The organism is Deltaproteobacteria bacterium (assembly GCA_016874775.1).
Taxonomy (GTDB): domain Bacteria; phylum Desulfobacterota; class Binatia; order Bin18; family Bin18; genus VGTJ01.
On sequence record VGTJ01000071.1, the window covers coordinates 14,033 to 28,194 of the forward strand.

Annotated in this window: 10 protein-coding genes; 6 read left to right on the forward strand and 4 right to left on the reverse strand. The window is 54.6% G+C overall.

Annotated elements, in window-relative coordinates; all coding sequences use genetic code 11:
* Window positions 1-22 precede the first annotated feature (22 nt).
* Both FJ147_13505 and FJ147_13510 read right to left on the reverse strand, forming a co-directional pair.
* Window positions 23-490: a peroxiredoxin gene (locus FJ147_13505; GenBank protein ID MBM4256899.1), complete on the reverse strand. Its 468-nt coding sequence runs from the start codon at window positions 488-490 to the stop codon at window positions 23-25.
* Between the two features lie 39 nt (window positions 491-529).
* A complete protein-coding gene (locus tag FJ147_13510) occupies window positions 530-2,452 on the reverse strand; it encodes a hypothetical protein (protein ID MBM4256900.1) in 1,923 nt (640 codons plus the stop codon).
* Window positions 2,453-2,603: 151 nt separating this feature from the next.
* Here FJ147_13510 and FJ147_13515 point away from each other — a divergent pair, with 151 nt between their 5' ends.
* The 5 genes from FJ147_13515 to rodA are packed head-to-tail and all read left to right on the forward strand — an operon-like array spanning window position 2,604 to window position 8,086.
* A complete protein-coding gene (locus tag FJ147_13515; GenBank protein MBM4256901.1) occupies window positions 2,604-3,638 on the forward strand; it encodes a rod shape-determining protein in 1,035 nt (344 codons plus the stop codon).
* A 31-nt stretch (window positions 3,639-3,669) separates the two neighbouring features.
* Window positions 3,670-4,512 (forward strand): rod shape-determining protein MreC, encoded by an 843-nt coding sequence (mreC, locus tag FJ147_13520; protein ID MBM4256902.1) that lies wholly within the window; start codon window positions 3,670-3,672, stop codon window positions 4,510-4,512.
* Window positions 4,427-5,020, forward strand: a complete 594-nt coding sequence (mreD, locus tag FJ147_13525) for a rod shape-determining protein MreD (protein ID MBM4256903.1) — start codon at window positions 4,427-4,429, stop codon at window positions 5,018-5,020. Before mreC ends, mreD begins: the two co-directional genes overlap by 86 nt.
* Entirely contained in the window at window positions 5,021-6,937 is a 1,917-nt protein-coding gene (gene mrdA, locus FJ147_13530; protein MBM4256904.1) for a penicillin-binding protein 2, read from the forward strand.
* Window positions 6,938-6,985: 48 nt separating this feature from the next.
* Window positions 6,986-8,086: a rod shape-determining protein RodA gene (rodA, locus tag FJ147_13535; GenBank protein MBM4256905.1), complete on the forward strand. Its 1,101-nt coding sequence runs from the start codon at window positions 6,986-6,988 to the stop codon at window positions 8,084-8,086.
* A 7-nt stretch (window positions 8,087-8,093) separates the two neighbouring features.
* On the opposite strand, the gene trxA is transcribed toward rodA, so the two are convergent.
* On the reverse strand, window positions 8,094-8,423 hold the full coding sequence (gene trxA, locus FJ147_13540) for a thioredoxin (GenBank protein ID MBM4256906.1): 330 nt from the start codon (window positions 8,421-8,423) through the stop codon (window positions 8,094-8,096).
* 203 nt (window positions 8,424-8,626) lie between these two features.
* Window positions 8,627-8,869, reverse strand: a complete 243-nt coding sequence (locus FJ147_13545) for a hypothetical protein (protein MBM4256907.1) — start codon at window positions 8,867-8,869, stop codon at window positions 8,627-8,629.
* A 395-nt stretch (window positions 8,870-9,264) separates the two neighbouring features.
* Here FJ147_13545 and FJ147_13550 point away from each other — a divergent pair, with 395 nt between their 5' ends.
* On the forward strand, window positions 9,265-14,157 hold the full coding sequence (locus tag FJ147_13550; protein MBM4256908.1) for a hypothetical protein: 4,893 nt from the start codon (window positions 9,265-9,267) through the stop codon (window positions 14,155-14,157).
* Window positions 14,158-14,162: the final 5 nt, after the last annotated feature.

Below are 14,162 nucleotides of genomic sequence, written 5' to 3' on the forward strand. Positions count from 1 at the left end.
TGTGCAAGTGAGAATATCTTCTCTACAAATCCGCCAACACTTCAGCCGGATGGCTACGCGGGCTGACTGACGCATAGGCTTTGAGAATATTGCCTTGTTCGTCGATCACGTAACTTATGCGATTGGCGAATCCTGCCTTGGGATTGTCACACGCGCCATAGGCAAGGCCGATCGCTCGGTCTGTGTCACACAAGAGCGGGAAGGGGAAATCGTACTTTTGGGCGAAGGCGGCATTTTCGGCAACAGAGTCGAAACTTACGCCTAACACTTCAACGTTGCGCGTGCGGAATTCGTCAATCTGGTCGCGGAACCCGCGACCTTCTGCCGTTCAGCCAGGAGTGTCAGCCTTGGGATAGAACCACAAGAGCACCTTCTTCCCTTTTAAGCTGGAGAGCGAGAGGCTTTTGCCTTCGTGGGTCTGTACCGTAAAATCCGGCGCTGGAGTACCGATGGTGAGCATTTGCGCTTTTCCTCCTGTCGCAAAGAGCATCTGTATCAAGGTCCAGAGTGAAGCCACAGGTGAGATTCCTTATGTGGGCATCTTCAGCAAGGCATTCATGTTTGGCACCACGGTCACATTCTTCTTCAAGCTATTGAGAAAATCCTCGAATGCTGCCGACTGCTTTCGTCTTAGGAGATCTTCACGCAGGCGATCTTTCTGTTTGTCAAAGTCGGCGGTGCTGGCGGGAATCTGTTCTTTGAGCATGGCAATAAATGCGCTGCCACTCCAGACATAGACTTGTGATGCAACTGGTGCTTCCGGGGTCAAACGAAAGACCTCTTTTTTAAATTCAGGCAGGTTGCCCATCTTCGGTATATAACTCCCCTGGCGGGAGAATGGTCCGGTTTCTTCGACCGACAACTTTGCTTCTGTCGCAACGGCGGTCAGATCTTTTGTCTCTTTGAGTTTGGCCAGGAGCGCGTCCGCTTTCGTTTTGGCCAATTGATCTGCCTTCTCTCCACGGGCACGTTTTGTTACCTCCTCGCTGACGGTTGCGAAGTCAGGAATTTTGCTTTCGAGCTTCTCACGTGGAGAGACGAGGTACCAGTTTTCTCCGGCTTTAATTGGCGCGCTCACTTGGTCAATCGTGAGCGCCAGCGCGGCTTGGATCAAATCTGGTTGGCGGCCGATGTCAGGAATCGTTTCATCGCGACTCACTAACGGTGTATCTCCCTGCGTGAGGCCTGCCGCTTGCGCAACTTCTGCGAGCTTACTGGCCGTCGTCGCTTTGTTGTGATCGGCTTCGGCTTGGGTCCGCGCCCGTTCTGACGCGCCTTCCCGCAACAGTTCCTGGCGAATTTCTGCGCGAGTCTCTTCGAGCGTGCGGACACGTTCTCTCTCGACGGCTTCAGCTTTGATGATGTGATAGCCGAACTGGCTTTCGATGACATCACTGATACTGCCAGCTGACAGATTAAAGGCAGCTTCTTCGAATTCTTTCACCATACGCCCACGTGGGAAAAACCCGAGGTCGCCCCCTTTGGGCGCTGTCCCTGGATCTTGCGAGTATGTTTTCGCTAACGTGGCAAAATCTTCTCCGCCACGGGCGCGGGTGAGGACGCCAGTCGCCGTCTCTTTGACTTTCGCTTTATCGGCTTCCGGGGCGCCTGGTTCGACGCTAAACAGAATGTGACGTGCGTGGACTTGTGCTGGAGTGGTGAAGCGATCATTTTTGTGACTGTTGTAGAAGGACTCTTCATCTTGCGGCGTCACTTGGACCCGAGATTCAAAATGGGGTGGCGGGTACGCGATATAGGTAAAACGCACGCGCTCTGGAGACCGAAAGGACTCACGGTGAGTGTTGTAATATGTTTCGGCGTCTTTGGCGTCAACGGTGGCCTGGTCGAACAAATCGGTGGAGGCGATCTTGAGAAAAGAAACATTCACTCGCTCCTGACCGATACGATATAACTCCTTCGTCTCTTCGTCGGAGGTGGGAACGGCGTCCGTAATTAAGCGATGGAGCTTCTTTTGCAGCAGGTCGCCGCGTTGTCCTTCCTCAAACTCTCCCGGACTCATGCGCAGATAACTGAGGACGCGATGGTACTGCGTTTGGTTGAATTGCCCATTAGTCTGAAAGATAGAGATGTCACGAATAGAATCGCGAAGTTCTGCATCATCAACCGTAAAACCGATGCGTCGTGCTTCCTGCTGAACCAACTTACTGTTAATCAGTTGGTCTAAAGTTTGCTGCTTAAGGTTCAGGGCTTGAATAAGATCTGGGGTGAAACGGTCCTTATACGCATCTCGGTACATCGACTTCATGTTTTCATACGCGCGTTGAAACTCTCGCTGCGAAATGGACTCGTTTCCGACGGTAGCGATCCCATCAACCGGGGCATTGTCGCCCATTGGGTTGCCAAACCCCCAGAAAATGAACACAAGTACAATAATGATAAAAACGACTTTAATCCAAGGCGATCGCGCCCGTTTGCGCATAAAGTCAAGCATACGTTGAACCCTCTCTCGTTAAAGCCATAAGTGACCAGGAAAAAAAAAGCAACGGCCTGATAAGGACTTGCTGATGGAAATGGTTTTTGCTAATAACCTTGTTTTGCAAGATCACGAGATCTTCTTCTTATGAAACAAAAGGAATTAAAACATGGGTTTTTCGTTGTGGGGGATTCTTTCGAATGACCTCGCTATTGACCTAGGTACAGCTAATACCCTCATTTACGTTCGGGGACAAGGAATTGTTTGTAATGAGTCATCAGTGGTTGCGGTACAAAAAGACGTTCGTGGAGGACGGCGCGTCCTGGCAGTTGGACTTGAAGCAAAGCGAATGTTGGGGAGAACCCCTGGCAATATTGTAGCGATCCGGCCTCTCAAGGATGGTGTTATCGCCGATTTTGAGATTACCGAAGCAATGCTCAAGTATTTTATTGGGAAAGTTCATAACCACCGAAAACATTTAGTCAGACCACGAGTTGTCATTTGCGTTCCCAACGGGATTACTGAGGTCGAAAAACGAGCGGTCAAGGAATCAGCGGAACTGGCAGGGGCACGTGAAGTCTATCTTATGGAGGAGCCAATGGCTGCTGCCATTGGTTCAGGTTTGCCGATTACTGAGCCAGTCGGTAATATGATTGTTGATATCGGTGGTGGGACGACTGAAGTTGCTGTCATCTCTCTTGCTGGTGTAGTCTTCTCCCGTTCTATCCGTGTGGGTGGAGATAAGATGGATGAGGCTATCATCCAGTACATCAAGCGAAAGTATAACTTGCTGATTGGAGAACGTACGGCCGAGTTGATTAAGATCACTATTGGCTCTGCTTATCCAGGTGATGATATCCAGACAATGGAGATCAAAGGGCGTGATCTTGTCGCGGGGGTCCCCAAAACTGTACAGCTGACAGACGAAGAGATTCGCGACTCCCTTCTCGAGTCGATTAACCAGATCGTCGAAGCTGTCCTCATCGCATTAGAACGGACACCGCCTGAGCTTGCCTCTGACATTGTCGATAAAGGAATTGTACTGGCCGGTGGGGGAGCCTTACTCCGCAACCTTGACGTTTTATTGCGTGAAGAGACTGGACTTCCTGTCGTTGTTGCCGATGATCCGTTAACAGCGGTGGTGATGGGAGCAGGGAAGGCGTTAGACGAACTTTCTTTACTTAAAGAACTGGCGATACAATAACCCCGAGGGCATCCTCGACTGAGTGCGATTCATGTTCCGGTTTTTTCATCGTTACCGAGTAGTGCTATCGTGCGCGTTTTTCCTGTTAGTGTCATTAGGGCTTGCGGCGGTGAACCGCCGTGCGGCGTACCCTATCGATCCTGTGGGCGTGGTCCTCTTGGAAGTCATGCATCCGCTACAAGTCGGCGTTACTGCGGTCAGCAATTATGTTGGCATTGCCTGGGATCGGTATGTCGCGTTACAATCTGTTCGTGAGGAAAACGAACAGTTACGGAAGCGCGTGAAAGAATTAGAGCAACGCGATAAGTATGCGAAAGAGCTTGTGCGGGCAAATGAACGACTTGGCAAGCTCCTTGAATTTGAGCAGCGTCTCCACGGCCTGGGACAGACAACGATTGCTGCGAGCATTGTCGGGCGAAGCCCCTCAGCTTGGGTGAAGACTGTCGTGTTGGATAGAGGTTCTACTCAAGGAGTGAGTAAAGGTATGGCGGTACTTTCTCCTGAAGGCGTTGTTGGCCAAGTTGTTGCGACCACGCCTAGCACCGCTCGCGTCTTGTTGGTAGCGGATATCAATAGTGCCATCGATGGGTTATTGTCCACTTCACGGACCCATGGGATTGTTTCTGGCTCACGAGACGGAGAGTGTACCCTCAAATATGTGGCTCGATTGGATGAAGTCATCGTTGGCGACACAGTGCTGACAACGGGACAAGACGGGATTTTTCCAAGGGATCAAGTGATTGGCATCGTCGAGCGGGTTGGTGCGCAAGACGGTGGAATGTTCCAAGATGTGGAGGTTAAACTCAGTGTCGATCTCGCCAAGGTCGAGGAAGTCCTCGTGGTGGCGCCCGGAACTGTCCAGGCCGCAGAATGAGGCGTCTGGAGCTCCAGAGCGAGAAAAGTTCTCGCTGGTGTTGCTTGTCGCTACCGGTTTGCTCGCGGTACTCCTGCAGACCTCACTGATGCAGCATTTCCCAGTGATTCCTGACTTCTTGCTTATCCTGTGTGTGTACCTGGGAATCAATCACCGGTCTGTGGGTGGGGCAGCGGCCGCTTTCTTTCTGGGCTACAGCTTGGATAGCTGTTCTGGGGCGCCGGTTGGAACCAATGCCTTCGCCATGAGCTTGGTCTTTGCCACAGTGAGTGCGATTGCACGACAGCTCTGGCTCTATAACCCGGCGTCAATCCTCAGCATGGTCTTTCTCGGGGTCGTGCTGAAGACTGGGGCTGTGTTACTGCTGACAGATTTCGGTCGCTTCGCTGAACTTATTCAACCCACAATCGCGCGGTATGTCGTTTGGGATGCGACCGTAGCGATGCTGTTGACTCCGGTCGTCTTTACCATTCTTTACCGCGGGGAACTCGCTGATCACGAAGGATAAATGCGCGAGGCCAGAATCGCTCCACTTGGCCTACAAGATCCCGCACCTCCCATTACGGTGCGCCTGGGCATTATCGGCCTGATTATCTTCTTTGCTTTTGTCCTTTTGGTTGCACGTTTGTGGCAACTTCAGGGAATCGAAGGACAGGAGTTCCGCACCCTCTCGGAAAATAATCGCTTACGGTTAAAGCGGACACCTCCCTTACGTGGGGTGATCTATGACCGACGCATGCGCGAAATGGTCAATAACCGCCCAGCGTTCAATGTTGTCCTGGTTCCGGAGGATGTGCCTGATCTTCCGACGACGCTGGCTACTTTGGCTGAGCATTTGCGCGACCCTACGTTACTGGGGACCACGAGCATTCCACAAGACCTCCGGCGCCTGCCATACCAGGGCGTCGTGTTAGCACAGGATGTGACAAGGGACGCATTGGTCGCGATCGAGGCACGCCAGGTGGCGTTACCAGGAGTGAGCATCGATGTGGGATCGAAGCGTGTCTATCCCCCTGACGGGTTTGCCGCTCATTTGTTGGGGTACGTTGGACAGGTGAATGCGAGTGAACTCCAACGGTTTCGCAAACTCAAGCTGGTTCCTGAGTATCGGCTCGGTGACATTCTCGGTAAATTCGGGATCGAGAAGCGATGGGAGACCGGACTCCGTGGTGAAGGGGGAGGGCAACAGATTGAGGTTGATGCCAACGGCCATCGCTTGCGCGTGCTGGACTCACGCGAAGCAAAGGCCGGAGAAAGCCTTGTTCTCACCATTGACGTCGATCTGCAGCACGCAGCGGAAACCGCCCTCCAAGGGAAAGAGGGCGCGATCGTCATGCTCGATGTGAATACTGGTGAAGTCTTGGCAATGGCCAGCCACCCGTCATTCGATCCGAACCTCTTTGCCCGCGGCATTCGGACGAACGAATGGCATGCCTTGGTTGATGACCCGCTACGTCCGCTGAATAATCGTGCGGTCCAGGGTCAATATCCTCCAGGGTCAACTTTCAAAGTGATTATGGGGGCGGCCGCGCTGGAGAAGGGCGTGGTCACGCCAACGACGCGTTTTCATTGCTCTGGAGGTCTGCAGTTTGGTGGGCACCGCTTTCGTTGCTGGAAGCGACGTGGACATGGAAGCATGAATCTGCAACAGGCAATTGCCCATTCGTGTGATGTCTACTTTTACCAAGTCGGGCAGCGTCTCGGCATTCAGAACATTGCCGATTATGCCCGGCTCTTCGGTATGGGAAAACCGTTGGGGGTAGGGCTCGATCACGAAGCCTCTGGCCTCATTCCTGATGGCGCGTGGAAGAGCAGGGTACTCAAAGCCCCGTGGCTCCCTGGGGAAACGTTATCCGTTGTCATTGGTCAAGGGTATGTGACGGCGACGCCGTTACAGATGGCAGTGGTCGCTGCGACAGTTGCCAACGGCGGGATTGTGTATCGTCCGCATGTGGTGAAGCAGACGATCGGTGTGGGGGGAGAGATCAAAGAGTATGCCCCTGAGGTGTTTGCGACGGCCCATATCCAACCTGAGATCATGCAACTCGTGCGTGACGGCATGCGAGATGTCGTCAATAGCGGAGGGGCCACCGGAGGCCGGGCCAAGCTGCCCAATGTCGTGGTGGCGGGAAAAACCGGGACTTCACAAGTAATCTCTGGGACGCGGGGAAAGGGCAAGATCATGGCTCGGCAATTCCGCGACCATGCCTGGTTCATTGCCTTTGCGCCATTCGAGCGACCAGAAGTGGCAGTGGCTGTCGTGGTGGAACATGCTGGTGCCGGTGGCGGGCAAGTTGCCGCTCCAATGGTCCGTGAGGTGTTGGATACCTACTTTAAAATCACACCACGTACGGATCACAAGCCCATCAAACTTGATGAATGGGTGAACGCGCAACGAGCGAAGGCGTCTGCAGAGAAGGAATAGACGGCGAATTGTTTCGAGTGAAGATCACATATTGTGAATTAAAAAAGAATGTTCGATAGAAGACTTCTCGTGCATTTTGACTGGCTCTTGTTCGTCCTCGTGCTGGCCTTAGTCGGCATTGGGATCATGGGGGTATACAGTGCAACGTTCGAGGGACACACGCGGCTCAGTTCGCTCGCCGTGCGGCAGATCGGTTGGGCGGGATTAGGGTTCATTGCCATGCTCGTGGTATTCGCGGTTGATTATCGCGAACTTGAGCGCTTAGGCTATTTCTTTTTCGGTGTCACATTGGTGCTGCTCCTGTTGGTGCCTATCTTAGGATCGTTTGGTGGTGGCGCTCGTCGTTGGATCAGTTTTGGCTTCTTTTCCCTGCAACCCTCGGAGCTGGCGAAGATTTCCTCACTACTTGTGCTTGCGCAGTATCTGCATCTCGTCGCCCCACCACAGGGATATGCCCTTCGTGATCTGATCTACCCAGGAGTCATTATGGCGCTTCCCGCAGGATTAGTACTCACGGAGCCAAATCTCGGGACGGCGACAATCATCGGCTTGGTCGCGATGACCCTGGTCTTTGCTGCAGGTATCCGGCTCAACTCCCTTGCGACATTAGGGACTGTCGCCGGAGGATTGTTGTTGCCCTTCTGGCACTTTTACATGAAGCCCTACCAGAAGGAACGTATTGTGTCGTTTCTTCATCCGGACTCAGACCCTTTGGGGACGGGCTACCACATGATTCAATCAAAGATCACCATTGGGTCAGGGCAGTTGTGGGGCAAAGGATTTCTTCAGGGAACGCAGAATCGCCTCGAATTTCTTCCCGAAAAACATACGGACTTCATTTTTGCCGTGCTCGCGGAAGAGTGGGGGTTTCTTGGCGTGTGTATCCTGTTTTTGCTTTATGGCGCACTGCTGGCGCGCTTGTTGGTGATTGCGGGGAAAGCACGCGACCGCTTTGGCTCATTCGTCGTACTGGGAGGTGCGGCAATCGTGTTCTGGCAAGTGCTGATTAACGTGGGAATGAATATCGGCTTTCTTCCAGTTGTGGGAGTGCCCTTACCGTTCCTGAGCTATGGCGGGTCCTCGTTACTGGCGGTGATGCTGGCGATGGGCCTGGCACTCAATGTGAGCACCAGGCGGTTTTTGTTCTAATGGCAGCCTACACCACGACGCTGGTAATAGCTTTCACCAGTTGAGCTTTCGGCACTGCGCCGACGATCTGTTGCTGGACCTGGCCGTCTTTGAACAAAATGAGATTGGGAATCCCACGTACGCCGTACTGGGCCGGAGTCCGCGGATTATCATCAACGTTCATCTTTACGACTTTGAGTTTTCCGGCATACTCGCCCGCCAGCTCGTCGACAATCGGAGCGATTGCGCGGCAGGGGCCACACCACGGTGCCCAAAAATCGATCAGCACGGGGACTGACGATTGGAGTACTTCGCTGTCAAACGTCGCGTCTGACACTTGGTTAATATTTCCGGCCATAGTCGTCCTCCTCTTCGGCAATAGTGCCCTCTGGATAGCAAAAAGTTCACGCGCAACATAGTGGGGAAGCGGAGAAACGTGTTGCGTGGTGCGTATTGCGTTTCCCCTTTCATAGCTCTCTACATAAAACGTCATCTGTAGTCACATCACTAGTTGTTACGTCCTATGCAGCCTGCTTACATATCACGTAGCACGCAACACGTTTAGGTTTTTAATTCATCAGCAATGTACGGAGCCGACTCAATCAGCACGTCTTGCAAGACATCACGAAGCGGTTTTTCAACGTCTTCTAATTTTGTGACCAGTAACGACAGAACGGCGAAATAGCGCTCCTTCGATGGCACATTCATATAGGCCAGGCGTGCTTGCATGGCCTTTTGGAAGCGCTTTTGCGTGGCGATGATTTGTTTTTCCAGATCCTTTTCCACGAGATCGACAGTGGCCATGTCTCCATCCCTCACAAATAACGTTCTCGAACCAGACCTTGCCAAGCAAACTTAGGAGGGCATCGGACAGGAGTCAAATGGGGAGGGACGGGCTCTTTGTCTGCAGTGAATCGTCAAGCGCGAGATCGATAATTATTGTCGCGCGCGGTGTTTTCAGGTCCCAATCTGTTGGAGCAATTAGGACCTTCCGCCGCACTTTGTGGAAAAAAATGCATGATGAACAGTTCTGAAGCGAAAATCGAAGCGTTAGCCTCTATCCATGAACAGTTATCTCTGCAAAGTTTCAATCTGTTAGTGTAAGTCTTTCGCTTTCAGGTATTGTTCTGGTAGTTTCTTCAAGCGACCTGATCAATAACTGAAAAATTACTAACTTCTACAGGGAAGAAAACATAATCATGTCGCGCACCTCCATCTACGCCGGGCATTCTTTTCATCGCTGGTTACAAACCACCACCGGACGCCGGTTCGTGCAAACCCTCGTCGTTCTCTTGACGGTCCAGGGGTGGCCGCTCCAAGAACTCAGCCGTTCCTATCGCTGGCAGTTCCCAGTGCCGGTATCTCTGGCGTGGCTGAGGCCGGTAGTAACGACTTTGACCCAATGGATTGGACAACACGATGCCGAAGCGCATGGTAGTGCCGCCCGGATCTTTACCATTGCTCCGTCCTGCGCCAATCCCGGTGATGCTGTAGTGATCACCGGCAATGGCTTTGGTGCCCACAACGTCCGGATCTTTGTCGGTGGGCAAGAGACGGGGCACGGAGTCATCACCGGCGGCATCCCCGCCCAGGTCGTCAGCGCCACCGGCAATCGCGCCACATTTATCGTCCCTGCCACGGCCACACCCGGTGTGAACATCGTCTGGGCGGTGAATCCCGGTAACCACGCGGGCTCAATCGCTTTTAGAGTCAAACAAGCTGAGATTTGTGGGAATCAAACCGACGAAGACTGCGATGGCCAGATTAACGATGTCGACGTCTGCCAACCCGTCAATCATCCGCCCGTGAGCAACGCCGGTCCTGATCAAACCCACACGGTCGGCACCACGGTGCAGTTGGATGGGACTCAGTCCAGTGATCCCGATGGCCAGCTGCTCACCTTTGCCTGGACGCTAGTGAGCAAACCTACAAGCAGTACAGCTACCCTCACCGATCCGACTTCTCCCGCCCCGACGTTCACGATTGACGTAGCGGGGGACTATATCGCCCAACTCACGGTCAGTGATGGACTCCTAAGCAGCACCGACACTGTGACCATCTCCACCAGTAACAGTGCACCGATCGCCGATGCAGGGAATGACACCGGCGGCCAAGTCGGCACCACCATCACGCTTGATGGCAGTGGCTCATCGGACAGCGACGGCAATGCCTTGACCTATCAGTGGACACTCGTAAGCAAACCGGCAACGAGTAGCGCGACACTCACAGATCCAACCAGTGTCACCCCCAGTTTCGCGATTGATGTGTTTGGTGATTACGTCGTGCAACTCATCGTCAACGACGGGACCGTGAACAGTGCGGCCGATACGGTGACGATCAGCACACTCAATAGTCCGCCCGTGGCCCATGCCGGGGCCGATCAGAGTACGCATGTCAACGAGACCGTCACCCTTGATGGCACGGGGTCGAGTGATGTTGATGGTAACTCCCTGACCTACAGGTGGAGCCTGGTGAGCAAACCTGCTGACAGCACCGCTAGTCTGACGAATGCCACGACTCCGACACCAAGTCTGCTCATCGACCGGGCGGGGAACTATGTGGTGCAGTTGATCGTCAACGACGGCATTGCCAGCAGCCCCGTTGATACGGTGACGATCAGCACTCTGAACTCCAAGCCGGTGGCGCATGCGGGCGCCGATCAAAGTGGCACGGTCGGGACGGTCATCCATCTCGATGGCAGTAGCTCGTTCGATGTCGATGGCGATCCGCTCACCTACCAGTGGAGCCTGACCAGCAGACCAGCGACCAGCACGGCGACCTTGCAGCATCCGACCACGGTGAATCCACAGTTCACGCTCGACAAACCCGGCACTTATGTCGTGCAGCTCATCGTCAATGACGGCACCGTCGACAGTGATCCGGTGACGGTGACCATTACCACGCTCAACAGTAAACCGGTGGCCCAGGCTGGAGGAGATCAGAGTCATCAGGTAGGAACGATCGTCACTCTCAACGGCACCGCCTCCAGTGATGTCGACGGAGATACGCTGACCTTTCTGTGGAGTCTCACCAGCAAACCCACAGGCAGTACCGCCACACTCAGTGACCCCAGTGCCGTGCAACCCACCTTTGTCATCGACAAGCCTGGCAACTACACCGCACAGTTAATCGTCAACGATGGCACGATCAATAGTGACCCAGCCACAGTGACGATCAGTACGGTCAATTCCAAGCCGATTGCCCACCCTGGTCCCGACCAACATGGTGTGGTCGGCGCGACTATCACGCTCAATGGCAATGGCTCATCCGATGTCGATGGCGACCCGCTGACCTATCAGTGGAGTCTGACCAGCAAACCGGCCACCAGTACGGCGACGTTACAGAATGCCACCAGCGCCTCAGCAAGCTTCGTCTTGGACAAGGCAGGGGCGTACACCGCGCAATTGATCGTCAATGATGGGACGGTCAACAGTGAGCCGGTCACGGTCACGATCACTACTCTCAACTCCAAACCCGTCGCTGACGCTGGCACTGACCAAGAGAAACTCGTGGGCCAAACGGTCCAACTCAACGGCGCTGGCTCGAGTGATGTCGATGGTAATGCGTTGACCTATTTCTGGTCGTTGACCGCCAAGCCGGAGAACAGTATCGCGGCGTTATCCAATGACAGCAGCGTCAATCCCACCTTTGTGCCCGATTTGCCCGGCATCTATGTCGTGCAACTGATCGTCAATGACGGGCAGCTTGATAGTGATCCTGACACGGTGATCATTACCGTCACCCAACCTGACACGACCCCTCCACCCCCAGCCAATCTTGGCAATATTACCGTGAGTCCGATCACCAACGGCCAGGTGACGATCACTGGGAGTGCCAACAGTGTCGAAGGTGGTGCGACCGTGACCCTGACCAACCTACGGACCAATCAAAGTGTCACAGCCACCGCGAGTGCGACGGGCAGTTTCACTGCGCAGCTTGCGGTGCAGAATGGCGATGGGATTCGCCTTATTGTCACTGACAGTGCAGGGAACGCCAGTCAACCGGCGACGCTCACCGTCGAACCGCCCTTGCCCCCTGATCCCGCGACCGTCGCCCCGCCGGTCGATCGCACGGTCGCGACCACGGTGGCCGACAGTACGGCGTTTCTGTACACCGGTCCAAATCCAATTCAAACGGGCGTAGCACCGGGCACCATTGAAGCCAAGCGGGCGGCGGTGATTCGCGGCAAAGTGCTCAAGAAGGACAACACACCACTCTCTGGCGTGACGATTACCGTGCTCAATCATCCAGAGTTGGGCCAAACCCTCTCACGCGCTGACGGTCTGTTTGACATGGCCGTCAACGGCGGTGGCCTCTTGACCGTGAACTACAGTAAGCCAGGCTACTTGCCCGCCCAGCGGCAAATTGACGCCCCGTGGCAAGATTATGCCTTCTTGCCGGACGTGGTGCTGATTCAGCCTGACCCACAGGTGACGACCATTGATCTCACCAGCAGTACACCGATACAAGTGGCGGCAGGATCTTCTGTTACCGATAGTTCAGGGACCCGTCAGGCCGTGGTGATGATTCCCCAAGGGACGACCGCAACCATGGTCATGCCCAATGGGACGACGCAACCACTGACGTCACTCAATCTACGGCTCACCGAGTATACGGTGAACACCAATGGCCCACAGACCATGCCCGGACCATTACCACCGACAAGCGCCTATACCTATGCGGTAGGGATCACCGCCGATGAGGCATTGGCAGCAGGAGCATATGAAGTGCGCTTGAACCAATCAGTCCCGGTCTATGTGGATAACTTTCTCAGCTTTCCAGCGGGCGAGAACATCCCGTTGGGTGCGTATGATCAGCGCCAGGCAGCGTGGATTCCGAGCCCGAACGGGCGCGTGATCACCGTGCTGAGTATCAATGGTGGCATAGCCCAGATCGACAGTAACGGCGATAACGTGGCGGATGATGCTGCCACGCTCACGGTCTTAGGCATCACGCCTGCCGAGCAGCAACAACTCGCGCAGCGGTATGGCAGTGGACGGAGTTTATGGCGTTTGGCCTTGACGTATTTCACGACCTGGGATGCGAACTGGCCTGGTGGTCCACCCGCCGACGCAGTGGCCCCCAATGGCCGTGACCTTAATGATGCCTCGCTCGGCAATGATGGAGCTGCGTTTCTCGATGACGCGAGTACTGGTGATGGTACAGGCATTGCCTATCAGAATCAGAGCCTGGGCCGTACCCTCGATCTCGTTGGCGTTCCCACACGCTTGCACTATCAGAGCGATCGCACCCGTGGTCGTGCTGGCATGTACACGATCTCCATTCCCATCAGTGGTGCGACGGTTCCTGCCTCGACGCGGGAAATCCGTACGACAGTCACGGTGGCCGGCCAGCGGGTGACGCAAAGCTTTCCACCACAGCCCAATTTGTTGCTCCCGTTTACCTGGAACGGCCTTGATGCGTATGGGCGGCTCGTACAAGGGGCCAAACCGATCGAAGTGACCATCGAGTTCGTCTATCCGGTGGTGTACCAACGGGCGGGCAGTCTAGTACAAGCCTTTGGCCAACTCTCTGGAGTTCCGGTGTCGAATGGGAGTAGTCGATCGGAAGCGGAGATCATTGCGGGGCGTACCTGGAGTGGAACGATTGGGCGCTGGGATGCGCGGGAGGCAGGTATGGGAGGCTGGAGTCTCGATATCCAGCACGCGTATGATCCGATTGAGCGGACGCTGTACAAGGGTGACGGTAGCCAACGGAGCAGCGATGAGACCAGCAGCGGCAATCTTGCTCAGGGACTCACCACAGCCGCTGGGGGTGGGAGCAACTTCGTCATTGGCACCACTGGCGTCCCGGCGACGACCGTTGGCTTCGATGGTCCCCAAGGCCTCGCCACTGGTCCAGATGGCAGTCTCTATATTACGGACTGGCCACGGAATCGGATCGTTCGGGTGACTGCGAACGGGCTGGCGACGGTGTTGGTCTCGGCGACGACGCCGATCGCGGGAGGACTTAGGCATGGGCAAGAATTAAGTTACCGATTAAGAGCGAGGAAGAAGCGTATAGTTCCAATCGCCATGAAACTTACCGGGTTTGATATTGAGCGCTTGAAACTCATCGTCGGAGACCTGTAGGCCTT

Excerpts from the sequence above, each read along its gene's own strand:
- FJ147_13510 (MBM4256900.1), bottom strand. The coding sequence starts at position 2,452 with ATGCTTGACTTTATGCGCAAACGGGCGCGATCGCCTTGGATTAAAGTC.
- mreD (MBM4256903.1), top strand. The coding sequence starts at position 4,427 with ATGTGGAGGTTAAACTCAGTGTCGATCTCGCCAAGGTCGAGGAAGTCC.
- FJ147_13545 (MBM4256907.1), bottom strand. The coding sequence starts at position 8,869 with ATGGCCACTGTCGATCTCGTGGAAAAGGATCTGGAAAAACAAATCATC.
- mreC (MBM4256902.1), top strand. The coding sequence starts at position 3,670 with ATGTTCCGGTTTTTTCATCGTTACCGAGTAGTGCTATCGTGCGCGTTT.
- FJ147_13550 (MBM4256908.1), top strand. The coding sequence starts at position 9,265 with ATGTCGCGCACCTCCATCTACGCCGGGCATTCTTTTCATCGCTGGTTA.
- FJ147_13515 (MBM4256901.1), top strand. The coding sequence starts at position 2,604 with ATGGGTTTTTCGTTGTGGGGGATTCTTTCGAATGACCTCGCTATTGAC.
- trxA (MBM4256906.1), bottom strand. The coding sequence starts at position 8,423 with ATGGCCGGAAATATTAACCAAGTGTCAGACGCGACGTTTGACAGCGAA.
- mrdA (MBM4256904.1), top strand. The coding sequence starts at position 5,021 with ATGCGCGAGGCCAGAATCGCTCCACTTGGCCTACAAGATCCCGCACCT.
- rodA (MBM4256905.1), top strand. The coding sequence starts at position 6,986 with ATGTTCGATAGAAGACTTCTCGTGCATTTTGACTGGCTCTTGTTCGTC.